This window comes from Terrabacter sp. 05T424 (assembly GCF_056396225.1).
Map to the genome: position 1 here is coordinate 874,103 of NZ_JBFTLB010000001.1, position 14,133 is coordinate 888,235.

The 14,133-nt window shown below is 71.6% G+C and carries 16 protein-coding genes and 2 pseudogenes; 16 read left to right on the forward strand and 2 right to left on the reverse strand.

The genetic code is table 11. From position 1 onward, the window contains the following. Nucleotides 1-5 precede the first annotated feature (5 nt). From AC1DE0_RS04055 to trmD, 7 genes and pseudogenes are all read left to right on the forward strand, one after another. Complete coding sequence (locus AC1DE0_RS04055; protein WP_478097360.1) at nt 6-1,094, forward strand: amidohydrolase family protein; 1,089 nt, start codon at nt 6-8, stop codon at nt 1,092-1,094. Beyond that, the gene (locus tag AC1DE0_RS04060; RefSeq protein WP_478097362.1) at nt 1,084-2,013 is read left to right on the forward strand and encodes a GNAT family N-acetyltransferase; all 930 of its coding nucleotides are present in this window, start codon (nt 1,084-1,086) and stop codon (nt 2,011-2,013) included. The genes AC1DE0_RS04055 and AC1DE0_RS04060 overlap by 11 nt, the downstream gene beginning before the upstream one ends. 186 nt (nt 2,014-2,199) lie before the next feature. Further along, nucleotides 2,200-2,667: pseudogene (gene rpsP, locus AC1DE0_RS04065) on the forward strand (30S ribosomal protein S16); the annotation flags it as partial. A gap of 78 nt (nt 2,668-2,745) precedes the next feature. After that, nucleotides 2,746-2,865, forward strand: a pseudogene (locus AC1DE0_RS04070) (sunset domain-containing protein); the annotation flags it as partial. A 2-nt stretch (nt 2,866-2,867) separates the two neighbouring features. Beyond that, a complete protein-coding gene (locus tag AC1DE0_RS04075; protein WP_442291651.1) occupies nt 2,868-3,110 on the forward strand; it encodes an RNA-binding protein in 243 nt (80 codons plus the stop codon). 141 nt (nt 3,111-3,251) lie between these two features. After that, nucleotides 3,252-3,782, forward strand: coding sequence for a ribosome maturation factor RimM (gene rimM / locus AC1DE0_RS04080; protein ID WP_478097365.1), 531 nt, complete (start codon nt 3,252-3,254; stop codon nt 3,780-3,782). 50 nt (nt 3,783-3,832) lie between these two features. Then, nucleotides 3,833-5,020: a tRNA (guanosine(37)-N1)-methyltransferase TrmD gene (gene trmD, locus AC1DE0_RS04085; protein ID WP_478097367.1), complete on the forward strand. Its 1,188-nt coding sequence runs from the start codon at nt 3,833-3,835 to the stop codon at nt 5,018-5,020. A 13-nt stretch (nt 5,021-5,033) separates the two neighbouring features. Here trmD and AC1DE0_RS04090 read toward each other — a convergent pair whose 3' ends face one another. Next, the gene (locus AC1DE0_RS04090; RefSeq protein ID WP_478097369.1) at nt 5,034-5,792 is read right to left on the reverse strand and encodes an ABC transporter permease; all 759 of its coding nucleotides are present in this window, start codon (nt 5,790-5,792) and stop codon (nt 5,034-5,036) included. A gap of 215 nt (nt 5,793-6,007) precedes the next feature. Here AC1DE0_RS04090 and rplS point away from each other — a divergent pair, with 215 nt between their 5' ends. The 9 genes from rplS (at nt 6,008) to AC1DE0_RS04135 (ending at nt 13,492) form a co-directional block, all read left to right on the forward strand. Further along, nucleotides 6,008-6,382, forward strand: coding sequence for a 50S ribosomal protein L19 (gene rplS, locus AC1DE0_RS04095; protein ID WP_478097371.1), 375 nt, complete (start codon nt 6,008-6,010; stop codon nt 6,380-6,382). Between the two features lie 42 nt (nt 6,383-6,424). Then, nucleotides 6,425-7,168 (forward strand): signal peptidase I, encoded by a 744-nt coding sequence (gene lepB, locus AC1DE0_RS04100; protein ID WP_478097374.1) that lies wholly within the window; start codon nt 6,425-6,427, stop codon nt 7,166-7,168. Further along, nucleotides 7,168-8,085, forward strand: coding sequence for a signal peptidase I (lepB, locus tag AC1DE0_RS04105; RefSeq protein WP_478097377.1), 918 nt, complete (start codon nt 7,168-7,170; stop codon nt 8,083-8,085). Before lepB (AC1DE0_RS04100) ends, lepB (AC1DE0_RS04105) begins: the two co-directional genes overlap by 1 nt. 17 nt (nt 8,086-8,102) lie before the next feature. Next, nucleotides 8,103-8,873, forward strand: coding sequence for a ribonuclease HII (locus AC1DE0_RS04110; protein WP_478097379.1), 771 nt, complete (start codon nt 8,103-8,105; stop codon nt 8,871-8,873). Further along, nucleotides 8,870-9,190 (forward strand): DUF2469 domain-containing protein, encoded by a 321-nt coding sequence (locus tag AC1DE0_RS04115; RefSeq protein WP_028785386.1) that lies wholly within the window; start codon nt 8,870-8,872, stop codon nt 9,188-9,190. The genes AC1DE0_RS04110 and AC1DE0_RS04115 overlap by 4 nt, the downstream gene beginning before the upstream one ends. A 114-nt stretch (nt 9,191-9,304) precedes the next feature. Next, entirely contained in the window at nt 9,305-9,670 is a 366-nt protein-coding gene (locus tag AC1DE0_RS04120; RefSeq protein WP_478097381.1) for a YraN family protein, read from the forward strand. Then, nucleotides 9,670-11,232, forward strand: coding sequence for a YifB family Mg chelatase-like AAA ATPase (locus tag AC1DE0_RS04125; RefSeq protein ID WP_478097382.1), 1,563 nt, complete (start codon nt 9,670-9,672; stop codon nt 11,230-11,232). The genes AC1DE0_RS04120 and AC1DE0_RS04125 overlap by 1 nt, the downstream gene beginning before the upstream one ends. Before the next feature lie 27 nt (nt 11,233-11,259). Next, entirely contained in the window at nt 11,260-12,363 is a 1,104-nt protein-coding gene (gene dprA / locus AC1DE0_RS04130; RefSeq protein ID WP_478097383.1) for a DNA-processing protein DprA, read from the forward strand. A 187-nt stretch (nt 12,364-12,550) separates the two neighbouring features. Then, nucleotides 12,551-13,492 carry a tyrosine recombinase XerC gene (locus AC1DE0_RS04135; protein ID WP_478097762.1) on the forward strand — a complete coding sequence of 314 codons (942 nt, stop codon included), beginning with the start codon at nt 12,551-12,553 and terminating at the stop codon, nt 13,490-13,492. Nucleotides 13,493-13,526: 34 nt separating this feature from the next. On the opposite strand, the gene AC1DE0_RS04140 is transcribed toward AC1DE0_RS04135, so the two are convergent. Then, nucleotides 13,527-14,084: a murein hydrolase activator EnvC family protein gene (locus AC1DE0_RS04140; RefSeq protein ID WP_478097384.1), complete on the reverse strand. Its 558-nt coding sequence runs from the start codon at nt 14,082-14,084 to the stop codon at nt 13,527-13,529. Between the last annotated feature and the right edge of the window lie 49 nt (nt 14,085-14,133).

Sequence of the window (14,133 nt, forward strand, 5' to 3'; positions counted from 1 at the left end):
GGGCCATGAGTGCACCGGTGCTCCACGTCCGCGGTCGGGTGCTCGTCGGGCCGGACGAGGTGGTCGACGAGCTGTGGGTCGTCGGCGGCAGGGTGACCTTCACACCGCCCAGCGACCGCACCCACGAGCAGACCCTCGACGGGTGGGTGCTCCCGGGTCTCGTCGACGCGCACTGCCACGTCGGTCTCGGTCCCCACGGCGAGGTGCCCCGCGACGAGGCGGAGCAGCAGGCACTCACCGACCGCGACAACGGCACGCTGCTCATCCGCGACGCCGGGCAACCGGGCGACACCCGCTGGGTCGACGAGCGCGACGACCTCCCGAAGATCATCCGGGCCGGTCGGCACATCGCTCGCACCCGGCGCTACATCCGCAACTTCGCCCACGAGGTCGAGGAGGACGAGCTCGTGCGCCACATCCGCCACGAGGCGCACCGTGGCGACGGCTGGGTCAAGCTCGTCGGCGACTGGATCGACCGGGACGTCGGTGACCTCGCACCCAGCTGGTCGCGGCAGGCTGTCGCCGACGCCATCGCGGCCGCCCACGAGGAAGGCGTACGCGTCACGGCCCACTGCTTCGGTGAGGAGTCGCTGCGAGACCTGGCCGCGGCCGGGATCGACTGCATCGAGCACGCGACCGGCCTGCGCGAGGACTCCATCGACACCTTCGCCGCGCAGGGCATCGCCATCGTGCCGACGCTCGTCAACATCGCCCAGTTCCCCGCGCTCGCCGAGCCGGCGAAGGCGAAGTTCCCCGGCTACCACCGCCACATGCTCGACCTCCACGAGCGGCGCTACGCGACGGTCGGGGCCGCGCACGAGGCGGGTGTGCCCATCTACGTCGGCACCGACGCCGGGGGGAGCCTGCCCCACGGCCTGGTCGCCCAGGAGATGGTCGAGCTGACGAAGGCCGGTCTGAGCAACCTCGAGGTCGTGTCCGCTGCCACGTGGGGGGCGCGCGAGTGGCTGGGTCGGCCGGGCCTCGTCGAGGGTGAGGACGCCGACCTCGTGGTGTACGCGGCCGATCCTCGTGCCGACGTCACCACCGTCGCCGACCCGCTCGGTGTGGTCCTGCGAGGTCGCGTTGTCGGCTGACCCCGACGCCGTCGCGCCCTTGACCGCGGTGGGGGAGCGCGTCGAGGTGCGACCGCCCACGCCAGCCGACGCGGCGGCATACGCCGATGCCGTGACACGGTCCGAGCGTCGGCTCGCCGACTTCGCGATCCCCGACCCGAACAACCTCCCCGTCGTCCTCGAGAACCAGTCGCCGACCTACCGCACCTTCATGGTCCTCGCCCTCGACCCAGAGGGCTCGCACGGCCTCGTCGGACGCATCAACATCGCGAACGTCGTCGGCGGCTCGTTCCGCAGCGCGTCGATCGGCTACGACTCCTACGACCCGTATGCCGGCCGCGGCCTCTTCGCCGAGGGCCTCCGGCTCACGGTCGACATCGCCTTCGACGACCAGCCGCACGGGATGGGCCTGCACCGCATCGAGGCCAACATCCAGCCGGCCAACCACCGGTCGGCCGGGCTCGCGCGGTCGCTGGGGTTCGTGCACGAGGGCTTCTCGCGGGCCTTCCTGCACCTGCCCGGTCCCGACGGCCGGCGCGACTGGCGCGACCACGAGCGCTTCACGATGCTCTCGTCCGACTGGCCGGCCGTGCCGTACCGCACCCACGGGCACCGGCGGATCGCGTGCGTCGTCACCAGCGCGCACGGCTACGACGCCGCGTCGCGCGGTACGAGCGTCGGGGCCGCCGTCGCCGCCGAGCTCGGCATCCCGCTGTTCTCGGCGGCCATGGTCGAGAGCCCGGCCGTCCTGTTCGAGCTCCTCCGTGCGTCGCCCGTGGGCGGCGTGGTCGAGGTGCGCGCGAGCGCACCCGAGCTTCGGATGGGTCTCGCCCGAGCAGGGTTCGACCCCTCCGTCGTCCCGCACCTCGAGGCGGCGTTCGACCTGCCGCGCAGCGAGGTCGTGCGGCACGCCCTTGCGGTGCGTGCCGCGTACGCCTGACACTCACGCCTGAGTTCGGCGCCGACGCCCGCGTGCGGACCACCCCCTCGCGTCTGGCAGAATGGAGGGCTGTACCCGTCCGGCCCCCTCTCGGCTGGACCGGACGCCTACACACCGAGCGTCGGCACCCCGTCTGATCCCAGCCGGTCTCGCCGCGCTCACTACCTGATTGAGGAGACCGCCAGCATGGCCGTCAAGATCCGTCTGAAGCGCATGGGCAAGATCCGTGCACCGTTCTACCGCGTCGTCGTCATGGACTCGCGCACCAAGCGCGATGGCCGGGCCATCGAGGAGATCGGCAAGTACCACCCCACCGAGCAGCCGTCGCTCATCGACATCGACATCGAGCGCGCGCACTACTGGCTGAGCCAGGGCGCCCAGCCCACCGAGGCCGTCGCGGCGCTCATCAAGCTCGTCGACGAGGGCAAGGTCGAGACCAAGGCCCCGAAGACCCCGAAGCGCGACCTCTACGAGGCCGCCATCTCCGCCGCTGGCGGCAAGGTCGAGGCCGGCTCCGAGGGTGCGACCACGCAGAAGAAGAAGGCCGCCAAGAAGGCCGAGCCCAAGGCTGACGAGAAGAAGGCCGACGACAAGGCCGACGACAAGTCCGACAAGGCTGCCGACAAGGCCGCCGACAAGGCCGAGGCGCCTGCCGCCGTCGCCGAGTTCGCGAACTCCGCTCCGGCCAACGAGGACGGCTCCGCGCCCGAGGGCTACACCATCAAGGGCAACAAGGACTCGATGAAGTTCCACGAGCCCGACGGCCAGTGGTTCGAGCAGACCGTTGCCGAGGTGTGGTTCAAGAACGCCGCTGACGCCGAGGCCGCCGGCTTCGTCAAGGCCGGTTCCTGAGCATGCTCGAGGAGGCGCTCGAGCACCTCGTCAAGGGCATCGTCGACCACGACGAGGACGTCGTCGTGCGCCGCAAGGAGCTTCGCCGCGGTGAGCTGCTCGAGGTCCGGGTGCACCCCGACGACCTCGGCCGCGTCATCGGCCGCTCCGGCCGCACGGCGAGCGCCCTGCGCACCGTCGTCGGCGCCCTCGCGGGCAACGGCAACGTCCGTGTCGACATCGTCGACACCGACCGCGTCCGCTGAGCGACCACCCCAGAACGCCAGACCAGTGGGGCATCCCGGGTGACCGGGGTGCCCCACTGTCGTCTTCCACCGATCCCGTATGCGTCGGTGGACTCCCGGGCGCGCGCCCGGACCACCCCCAAACCTGAGAGGATTCGGGCCATGAACGTCGTCCTCGCCCGCATCGGCAAGCCCCACGGACTGCGGGGCGAGGTCACCGTGCAGCTGCACACCGACGACCCCGAGACGCGATTCGCACCAGGCACGGTCGTCGCGACGGAGGCCGAGCCCGGCTCCGGCGTGCCGACCGCCCTCACCATCGCCTCGACCCGCGTGCACCGCGGCATCTGGCTCCTCACGTTCGAGGAGATCCCCGACCGCACGGGCGCGGAGGGGCTGCGCGGCACCAGGCTCGTGATGCCCGAGCTCGCCACGAAGGCGGACGACGACGAGGGCTACTACGAGGAGGACCTCGTCGGCCTCGAGGTGCGTGACCCGGCGGGCGAGCAGGTCGGCACCGTCAGCGGGCTCGAGCTCGGCGCGGCGCAGGACCGTCTCGTCATCACGCTCACCGACGGCGTCACGGCATACGTGCCCTTCGTCAAGCGCATCGTGCCGACGGTGGCCGACGACCACGTCGTCGTCGACGCCCCTCCCGGGCTCTTCGACCTCTACCGCGAGGGCACCGAGTGACCGGCCCGCTCCCGGACTCACCTGCGCCAGAGGCATTCTCGCGCCCGGCCATGCGCATCGACGTCGTCTCGATCTTCCCCGACTACCTCGCGGCGCTCGACCTCTCGCTCATCGGCAAGGCGCGCCAGGACGGGCTGCTCGACGTCCGTGTGCACGACCTGCGCACCTACACCCACGACCGGCACCGCACCGTCGACGACACCCCCTACGGCGGGGGAGCGGGCATGGTCATGAAACCGCAGCCCTGGGCTGAGGCCCTCGACGACGTTGTCGCGCAAGGGAACCCGTCGACCAGGCCACGGCTCGTCGTCCCCGGTCCGGGCGGTCAACCGTTCACCCAGGCGCTTGCGCGCGAGCTGGCCCAGGAGCCGTGGCTGGCCTTCGCCTGCGGACGTTACGAGGGCATCGACGAGCGGGTCTACGACTACGCCCGCGAGGACCTTGGCCTCGAGGTCTCGGTCGTGAGCCTCGGGGACTACGTGCTCAACGGGGGCGAGGTCGCCGTGCTCGCCATGGTCGAGGCCGTCGGCCGACTCGTTCCCGGTGTCATCGGCAACGCCGAGTCCCTCGTCGAGGAGTCGCACGAGGACGGCCTGCTCGAGTACCCCATCTACACGAAGCCGCGCACCTGGAACGGGCGAGAGGTGCCCGAGGTGCTCCTGTCGGGCAACCACGGCGCCATCGCCGCGTGGCGCCACGAACAGCGGCTGGCCCGCACTGCTGCACGCCGGCCCGACCTGCTGCACGCCTCCCACGGCACCGACGCCGGCGACGTCGAGATCATCGCCGCCACCCCGGGCGACGTGCCCGAGCTCGCCGTGCTGATGCGGGCCTGCTGGGTGCAGGAGGCCGTCGCCAACGACACCCTCCAGATCCCGGCCCTGCACGAGAGCCTCGACGACGTCCGCGCGAGCCTCGAGCGCACGCAGACGTGGGTGGCCCGCAGCGGCGGCCGTCTCGTCGGCGCGGTGCGCACGTCGCGCACCGGACCCGACGCCGACGACTGGTTCATCGGTCGCCTCTGCGTCGTCCCCGACCTGCAGGGCCGTGGACTCGGCCGACGCCTGCTGGAGCACGCCGAGTCGACCGCGCCTGACGGCATACGCACGTTCACCCTCCACACGGGGGCGCGCAGCACGGACAACCTGCGGATGTACAAGAAGGCCGGCTACCGCCTCGTCGAGCAGCCCGCGTCGATCCCCGGGGCGGTCACGCTCGTCAAGCGCCGTCGCCGCTGACCCACGCGGCCCGTCACGACACGAGCGCGAGGCCGAGGTCGTCCGGCAGCAGCAGCCGCCGGCGGATCAGGGCGGCCTGGACGCCGGCCGTGATCGACTGCGTCGCCATGATCGCGAAGAGCACGAGCACCTGGGCCGTCGCGGCCTGGACCGCGCTGCCGCCACCGAGCATGACGCCGATGAAGGCGCCCGGCAGCGTGACGATGCCCGAGGTGCGCACCTGGTCGAGGCTCGGCACGATGCCCTCCGGGACGCGACGGGCGATGATCTCGTCGATGGCCTGGCTCGAGGTGAGCCCGAGCGAGAGCGACGCCTCGTACTGCCCGTGCTCCTCCCGCAGCGCCGCGAAGGAGCGGCGTCCGACGAGCGTGTGCACCGTCATCGTGTTGCCGATGACGATGCCTGCGACCGGGATGACGGCGATCCCCGTCAGCGGCACCGAGCCCGTGGCCAGCACGATGCCGACGACCGGGACGATGCCGCACGCCATCGCGGCGGCCGCCCAGGGCCACGTGCCCGGCGCGCCGACGCGCTTGGACGTCGTGGCGACCGCCGTCGCGAACATCGCGCCCACGGCGACGAACGACCACCAGAGGGAGCCGACGACCGCGGTGATGACGAGCGCCACGAGGCCGAGCTGCACGACGGCCCGGGCGCCGGCGACCGCCGACTGGCGACCGAGGCCGACGCCGCTGACCCGGTTGGCGACGACGGTCACGAGCATGAGGACGACGAGGCATACGTACACGGGCCAGCCGGGGGAGACGCTCACAGGCTCACGCTAGGGCACGGCCGGCATACGCTCGCCTCACCGATTTCAGGTATGCCGTCCGCTCTGGCAGACTTGCTCATTGCGTCCGGCACACGACGGCCCCTGCCACAGGGGGAGTTGGCCCACCAGCACCACACGGTCGGCCACGCGGCCCGACGGATGCGACACCCACATTGTGACGAGGTGGCCTGTGGCGCCTGAGAAAGCGAAGCATCATGCACACGTTCGACGAGATCAACGCCGCGTCGCTGCGCTCGGACATCCCCGAGTTCCGCGCCGGTGACACCCTCAAGGTGCACGTCAAGGTCATCGAGGGCACGCGCTCGCGCGTCCAGGTGTTCCAGGGCGTCGTCATCCGTCGCCACGGCGGCGGCATCGGCGAGACCTTCACGGTCCGCAAGATCTCCTTCGGAGTCGGTGTCGAGCGCACCTTCCCGCTGCACACCCCGATCATCGACAAGATCGAGGTCATGACCCGCGGTGACGTGCGTCGCGCGAAGCTGTACTACCTGCGTGGTCTGCGCGGCAAGGCCGCCAAGATCCGCGAGAAGCGCGACAGCATCCCGACCAAGGCCGGCGCGAAGAGCTGACGAGCTGCTGACGCAGTCGTCCGTCTGACCACGCGAGGCGCGGTGGACCCCGAGCGGGCCGTCCCTGACACGAGTTCCGGGACGCTCCCCGACACGGGGGCCACCGCGCCTTCGTCGCGCAACGGCGGGGCGAGGGCGTATGCCGCTGCCCGCCGGCACCGCTGGATGCTCGGCCCTGCGGTCCTGCTCCTCGCGGTCGTCGTCGTCCGGGCGTTCTTCGTGACGCCGTTCGGCATCCCCAGCGAGTCGATGCAGGACACCCTGGTCGTCGGCGACCGCCTCCTGGTGTCCCGCACGACACCTCCCGACCAGCTTCAGCGTGGCGACATCGTCGTCTTCGACGCCTCCGAGGCGTTCAACCTCGACGTCCCGCAGCGGGGCGTGTTCCAGAGGCTCGTCGAGGCGGTGGAGAGCCTGGCCGGCAAGGGCCAGCCCGCCGACTACGTCAAGCGGATCATCGGCCTGCCGGGCGACCACGTGCGCTGCTGCGCCACCGACGGTCGACTCGAGATCAACGGTGTCGCCGTCGCCGAGCCCTACCTCGCGGCCGGTGCTCGACCGAGCGCCATCCCCTTCGACGTGACCGTCCCGCCTGACCGTTTCTGGATGATGGGCGACAACCGTGGAGCCTCTGCGGACTCCCGCGCGCACCTCGGCGAGCCGGGTGGCGGCATGGTGCCCGGGAGCGACATCATCGGCAAGGTTTGGGTGCGATACTGGCCGCTCGGTCGGCTCGGTTCGGTCGACCAAGGACAAATTGCCTCCGTCCCACGAAATGGTGAGTGATGTCGCAGTACACCGGACGCCCCGAGGACCCCACGCGCGGGCGACCTGTCGACGGCATCGACGAGAGGGACGAGGTCGACGACCTCGACGATGACCTCGACGATGACCTCGACGACGAGCCGCGCGGCTTCGTGGGGTCGGTCCTGGCCGGCCTCAAGGAGCTGCTCATCGTCGTCGTCCTCGCGATGGCGCTCTCGTTCGTCGTCAAGACCTGGCTGTTCCAGGCGTTCTACATCCCCTCCGGGTCGATGGAGAACACCCTCGTCAAGGACGACCGGGTGATCGTCAGCAAGCTGACGCCAGGCCCCTTCGACCTCAAGCGGGGCGACGTCGTCGTGTTCGAGGACCCCGGCACGCCGACCCCGTGGCTCGGCAGCCTCGGCGAGCAGCGCAGCGACGTCGGCGGCCCCTTCCACGACGCCCTCGTCTTCGTCGGCCTGCTGCCCGAGGACGCCGAGAACCACCTCATCAAGCGCGTCATCGGTCTCCCGGGCGACCACGTGCAGGCCGACGGCGACACCGGCAAGCTCAAGGTCAACGGCGCCGAGGTCACCGAGCCGTACATCAAGCCTGGCGACTTCCCCAGCGAGGGCAAGAAGTTCGACATCACCGTGCCGGCAGGTCGCATCTGGGTCATGGGCGACCACCGCTCCGACTCCTCCGACAGCCGGTGGCACGACGACGGCACCGGTGCCGCTGGCTCGGTGCCGATGGACAAGGTCGTCGGGCGCGCACTGTTCGTCGTGTGGCCGATCGACCACGTCACCTGGCTCGGGGTGCCCGAGCGCACCTTCGCCCAGGTCCCGGCGGCCAAGCCTGCCAAGGGGCCTCTCAACAAGCCCACGACCAAGGCGACGATCAACCCGAAGCCCGGCGGCAAGCCGACCGTGTCGGCCACGAAGGTCGCGGCCGGCTGACGACCGCGGGCACCACCATGGCACCTCCAGCTCCCTCGAAGAAGCCGTCCCTCAGGGTGGAGCGCGCCCTGCAGCGCTCAGGCCACCGATTGCTCGCCGGCATGGACGAGGTGGGCCGCGGCGCGCTCGCCGGGCCCGTCAGCGTCGGGGTCGTCGTCATCGACGAGACGGTCCGGTCGGCGCCGGTCGGGGTCAAGGACTCCAAGCTGCTCACGGAGAAGGCGCGGCATGGTCTCGTGCCCCGCATCCAGCGGTGGGCGGTGGCCCACTCCGTCGGGCACGCGAGCAACGACGAGATCGACGAGATCGGCATCATGGCGGCCCTGCGGCTGGCCGGCCTGCGGGCGCTCGACGGGCTCGGGGTCGTGCCCGACCTCGTCATCCTCGACGGCAACCACGACTGGCTGACGGCCCCCACCGAGGTGGGCCTGCTCGCCTTCGCCGACGAGGCCGGCCCGGCCACGCCTCCCGTGACGACGATGGTCAAGGCCGACATGAAGTGCTCGTCGGTCGCCGCCGCGAGCGTGCTCGCCAAGGTGGAGCGCGACACCCTCATGGTGGCGCTGGGGGAGCAGCACACGGCATACGGGTGGGGGCTCAACAAGGGCTACTCCGCGCCCGAGCACATGGACGCGCTCGCGCGGCTCGGCCCGTGCGAGCTGCACCGGCGCTCGTGGCGCCTGCCCGGCGTCTACGCCGAGACGCACGTCGAGGTGTTGAATGAGGTCACGGAGACGTTCGCTCCGGTGGCCATGACGGCAGAGCAGACAGGGACGGCAATCAGGTGAGTTCGGAAGATCTCGAGAAGTACGAGACCGAGATGGAGCTCCAGCTCTACAAGGAGTACCGCGACGTCGTCGGCCTCTTCACCCATGTCGTCGAGACCGAGCGTCGGTTCTACCTCGCCAACTCCGTCGACGTGAAGGTGCGCAGCGACGGCGGCGAGGTCTTCTTCGACGTCACGATGGCCGACGCCTGGGTGTGGGACATCTACCGGCCGGCGCGCTTCGTCAAGAACGTGCGCGTCGTGACGTTCAAGGACGTCAACGTCGAGGAGCTGCCCAAGCCCGACATCAAGCTGCCCGAGAACGGCGACTTCAGCTGAGTCGCTCGGCCGTCGGGCGCGCGCTGTCCACACCCCCTCGCCGACCACGTATGTCGTCCACAGCCTCGCACTGACGCCTGTCCCGCTCGACCTGCCGCCGACAGGGTGGTCCGCATGGACCTCTCCACCCGCGCTCTCGGCGACTACGGCGAACGCCTTGCCTGCCGCTACCTGCTCGCCCACGGGCTGACCATCCTCGACCGCAACTGGCGGTGCGTCCGTGGCGAGATCGACGTCGTCGCCCGCGAGGGCAGCGACCTCGTCGTGTGCGAGGTGAAGACGCGCACGAGCGAGGCGTTCGGCGCGCCGTTCGAGGCGGTGACGTGGCGCAAGCAGCGGCGGCTGCGTCGGCTCGCCGGGCTGTGGCGTGACGACCACGCCGACACGGTGCGCGGGCTCGACCTCCGCATCGACGTCATCTCGATCATGCGACCTCCGGCCGGGCCTGCCAGGCTCGAGCACCTGCGTGGGGTGTGCTGATGGGCGCCGGGCTCGGACGCACCCTGTCGGTCGGGCTGCGCGGGGTGGCCGGCTTCGTCGTCGACGTCGAGGCGCACGTCACGACCGGGCTTCCCGGCTTCGCGATCAGCGGCCTCGGCGACTCCGCCGTCAAGCAGTCCTCCGACCGCATCAAGGCCGCCGCGGCGCTCATCGACAAGATGGCCGTGAGCCAGCGCAGGGTCACCGTCAACCTGTCGCCGGCGGGGGAGCGCAAGGTCGGCACCGGCTTCGACCTCGGCATCTTCGTCGCGGTCGCGGCGGCGATGGACCTGCTGCCGGCCCGGGTGGCGCACGACGTCGTCCACATCGGGGAGGTCGGGCTCGACGGCACGGTGCGTCCCGTTCCCGGCGTGTTGCCCCTCGTCCACGCGGCGGCGCTGGCAGGTGTACGACACGTGGTCGTTCCCGTGGCCAACGCGGGGGAGGCACGGCTGGTGACCGGCGTCCGGGTGCACCCGGTGGCCGAGGTCACCGAGCTGGTGCGGCGCTACGGCAACCTCGGCAAGGGCCGCCCGGTGCACGAGGTCCCGGTCCCGCTCGTCGCGGCGCCCGAGCCCGAGCAGGTGCGTGACCTCAGCGAGGTCGTCGGCCAGGCCGAGGCCAAGCTGGCCCTGGAGATCGCCGCCGCCGGTGCACACCACCTGCTCCTCGCCGGTCCTCCGGGGGCCGGCAAGACGATGCTGGCCGAGCGGCTGCCGGGCCTCCTGCCGGCGCTCGACGAGGGCGAGTCGATGGAGGTCACCGCGATCCACTCCGTCCTCGGCGCGCTCGGCGCCGGCCACGACGCCCGGCTCATCACCCACCCGCCGTTCGTCGCACCTCACCACGGCGCCTCCCAGGCGGCCGTGATCGGGGGCGGCAGCGGCCGCATCCGACCGGGCGCGATCACCCAGGCCCATCGCGGGGTGCTGTTCCTCGACGAGACACCCGAGTTCGACAAGGGCGTCCTCCAGTCCCTTCGCACGCCGCTCGAGCGCGGTCTCGTGTCGATCGCTCGGGCGCAGGAGTCGGTCACGTTCCCGGCCCGGTTCCAGCTCGTCCTGGCCGCCAACCCGTGCCCGTGCGGCAAGGCCTGGGGCAAGGGCCTCGACTGCACGTGCACCCCGCTGATGCGCCGAACCTACTTCGGCAAGCTCAGCGGTCCTCTTCTCGACCGGGTCGACCTGCAGGTGCACGTCCAGCCGCCCGGCCTGACGATGGCCGGCGGGACCCCCGGCGAGCCGACCGCGGTCGTTGCGGCGCGCGTGGCGTCGGCCCGTGCCGCACAGGGTGAGCGCTGGCGCGACGTGCTCGAACGTAGCCGCGGGGTCAACTCCGACGTGCCCGGGTCCGAGCTCCGGGCCCGCCCGTGGAGGCTGCCCGGGGCGGCCACGCACACCCTCGACCACCTGCTCGAGGTCGGGGCGCTCAGCCTGCGGGGCTACGACCGCACCCTCCGCTGCGCCTGGACCGTTGCCGACCTCATGGGCCTCCAGCGTCCCGGACGCGACGAGGTCGACGTCGCACTGTCCCTGCGTCACCGAGCGGGTGTCGCGGCATGAAGGCAGCCTCGGCGAAGGAGACGCGTCATGGAGCCTGACCGTCACGCGCGAGCCGCGTTGTCACGGGTCGTCGAGCCCGCCGACGGCGAGGTCCATGCCMTGGTGACCGAGGTCGGCGCCGTCGAGGCGTTCGAGCGGGTCCGCGCAGGCGCAGGCACCTTCGCGCGGTTCCGCTCGAGGGTGGCGGTGCTCGACATCGAGCGCGACCTCGACATCGCGGCAAAGGTGGGGGCGCGCCTGGTGGTGCCGGGCGACCCCGAGTGGCCCGAGCGGCTCGACACGATCCTGGTGCCGCCCTGGTGCCTCTGGGTGCGAGGCCGCCTCGACCTGGCCGAGACGGTCGAGCGATCGGTCGCGGTGGTGGGGTCGCGCACTGCGACGACCTACGGCGAACAGGTCGCCACCGAGTTCGCCAGCGGGCTCGCGCGTCGAGGGTGGACGGTCGTCAGCGGCGCGGCCTTCGGCATCGACGGGGCCGCGCACCGCGGGGCCCTCGCCGTCGACGGCGCGACCATCGCGGTGCTCGCGGGCGGCGTCGAACGGCCCTACCCCTCAGGCCACGCGGCACTGATCTCCCGCATCGCCGCTGACGGGCTCGTCATCGCCGAGGTGGCGCCCGGCTCGGCACCCATGAAGTCGAGGTTCCTGGCCCGCAACCGGCTCATCGCCGGTCTCACCCGCGGCACCATCGTCGTCGAGGCAGACCTCAGGTCCGGGTCGCGCAACACGGTCACGCACGCGGTCACGGCCTGTCGTCCTGTCGGAGCTGTGCCCGGGCCGGTCACGTCGATGATGTCGGCGGGGTGTCATGAGGAGCTGCGCAACGGGCGGGCGGTCCTCGTCACCTCGGTCGACGAGGTGATCGACCTGGTCGGCGACCTCGGCAGCGACGCCGCCGAGCAGGCACGGGGGCCGGTCCGCCCCGACGACGATCTGTCACCGGTCGACGCGGCGGTGCTCGAAGCCGTCCCCTACCGTTCGGCCGTCCCGCTCGACGACATCGTCAGGTCGGCAGCCCACGCATCGCTCACCGTCCGGGCAGCACTGGGCCGGCTCGAACACCTCGGACTGGTGACACAGTCCGGCGGCACCTGGCGTAAGCGTCCCCAGCGCAAGCCCAAAGCCGGCTGACACCCTTCCGGATCGAGAGAACGCTCCGTCACGGGTGGTGGGCAACGGAGTGTCATTCGATTGCGTCTCTTGCTGAGCGAGAGAACGCTCCGTCTGCGTGATGGCGAACGGAGCGTTCTTTCGCTCGGGCGCTTCTTCGAGGCTTGCTTTGGGGGCTGGGTTTTGTCATGGTGCGGGAGTGACCGATGTGGCGAACGGGGAGGCCGGCGCCGGGCCCGACGTGCTCGAGCGCCACGCCGAGCTGTTGCACGCCTACTCACGCCACCTCGGCGCAGAGCGTGGCCGCTCCGTGCACACGCGCCGCGCCTACCTCGGCGACGTGCGCCACCTGCTGACGTTCGCGGCCGGGAGGGGCATCGACGAGATCGGCGACCTCCGCATCGGCGACCTGCGTTCCTGGCTCGGGATCCAGGCCGATGCCGGGGCTGCCCGGGCCACCATCGCCCGGCGCGCCGCTTCGGCGCGCACCTTCCTCAGGTGGGCGGAGCACACCGGACGCATCCCCGCCGACCCCTCACTGCGCCTCGTCGCCCCGAAGCGCCACGCCACCCTTCCCGGAGTGCTGCGGCAGGCGGAGGCCACCGAGCTCCTCGACGTCGCCGCGACCCGCGCCGACGACGACGACCCGATCCACGTCCGCGACCGTGCCGTCCTCGAGCTCCTCTACGCCAGCGGCATTCGAGTGGGCGAGCTCGCAGGCCTCGACATCGACGACCTCGACCTGTCCCAGGGAGTCGTGCGCGTGATGGGCAAGGGCGCCAAGGAACGCATCGTGCCGTTTGGCGCCCCGGCCGGTCGTGCGATCGAGGCCTGGCTCGCGGTCCGCTCCAGACTGGTGGGGGAGCACTCCGGACCGGCCCTCTTCCTCGGTCGCCGGGGACGCCGGGTCGACGCCCGCCAGGTGCGCTCAGCCGTCCACGAGGTGCTCTCACACCTGCCCGACGCGCCCGACCTCGGGCCGCACGGCCTGAGGCACAGCGCCGCCACCCACCTGCTCGAGGGCGGGGCCGACCTGCGGATGGTCCAGGAGATCCTCGGCCACGCAAGCCTCGCCACGACGCAGATCTACACGCACGTGTCGGTCGACCGGTTGCGCCGAAGCTACGAGCAGGCGCACCCTCGCGCCTGAGCCGACGGTGTGGTCGTGCAGGCGCCGACCTGCCTCAGAGCGGCAGCAGGACGATTCGCGCCCGGCCGATGAAGCCGAGAGGGTCGAGGTACGTCTCGCCGCGCAGCACGCCCCAGTGGAGGCAGACGGCCGGCGCGCAGTGACCAGCGGTGGAGGTGACGGCCCCGACGACGTCGCCGCGAGCGACCGATGTGCCGACGGGCACGGAGCCGTCCACCGGTTCGAACGTGCTCCGCAGACCACCGGCGTGAGCGACCACGACCACGCCGCGGCCTGCGAGCCTCCCCGCATACGTGACCGTGCCGGCGGTCGGTGAGTGAACGGCCTGCCCCGTGCCGGCGGCCAGGTCGACCCCACGGTGGCCGGGCAGCCACGGCTGGTCGGGTGGGTCGAACCGGCGCTCGACGGCCGGCTGCGGGTCGAGGGGCCAGGCCCACCGTGCCGTCGGCTGTGACAGGTTCGCCGCACCTGCAGGTGGGGCAGATGACGCGGGGGCCAGCGCGGGAGCCGCGGACAATGTCGGCGCCGCTGTTGAGCCCGTCACCGTCGCCGCGGCGACCACTGCTGCCAGCAGTGCTGATCCGATCGACATGAACCCATGCTGGGGCGCATTCGCGGCTCATCGGTCGACGCCATCCACG

Coding starts and splice junctions, on each gene's coding strand:
- AC1DE0_RS04055 (WP_478097360.1), top strand. CDS start 6: ATGAGTGCACCGGTGCTCCACGTCCGCGGTCGGGTGCTCGTCGGGCCG.
- rimM (WP_478097365.1), top strand. CDS start 3,252: ATGAACGTCGTCCTCGCCCGCATCGGCAAGCCCCACGGACTGCGGGGC.
- AC1DE0_RS04120 (WP_478097381.1), top strand. CDS start 9,305: ATGGACCTCTCCACCCGCGCTCTCGGCGACTACGGCGAACGCCTTGCC.
- AC1DE0_RS04140 (WP_478097384.1), bottom strand. CDS start 14,084: ATGTCGATCGGATCAGCACTGCTGGCAGCAGTGGTCGCCGCGGCGACG.
- rplS (WP_478097371.1), top strand. CDS start 6,008: ATGCACACGTTCGACGAGATCAACGCCGCGTCGCTGCGCTCGGACATC.
- AC1DE0_RS04110 (WP_478097379.1), top strand. CDS start 8,103: ATGGCACCTCCAGCTCCCTCGAAGAAGCCGTCCCTCAGGGTGGAGCGC.
- AC1DE0_RS04075 (WP_442291651.1), top strand. CDS start 2,868: ATGCTCGAGGAGGCGCTCGAGCACCTCGTCAAGGGCATCGTCGACCAC.
- trmD (WP_478097367.1), top strand. CDS start 3,833: ATGCGCATCGACGTCGTCTCGATCTTCCCCGACTACCTCGCGGCGCTC.
- lepB (WP_478097377.1), top strand. CDS start 7,168: ATGTCGCAGTACACCGGACGCCCCGAGGACCCCACGCGCGGGCGACCT.
- AC1DE0_RS04125 (WP_478097382.1), top strand. CDS start 9,670: ATGGGCGCCGGGCTCGGACGCACCCTGTCGGTCGGGCTGCGCGGGGTG.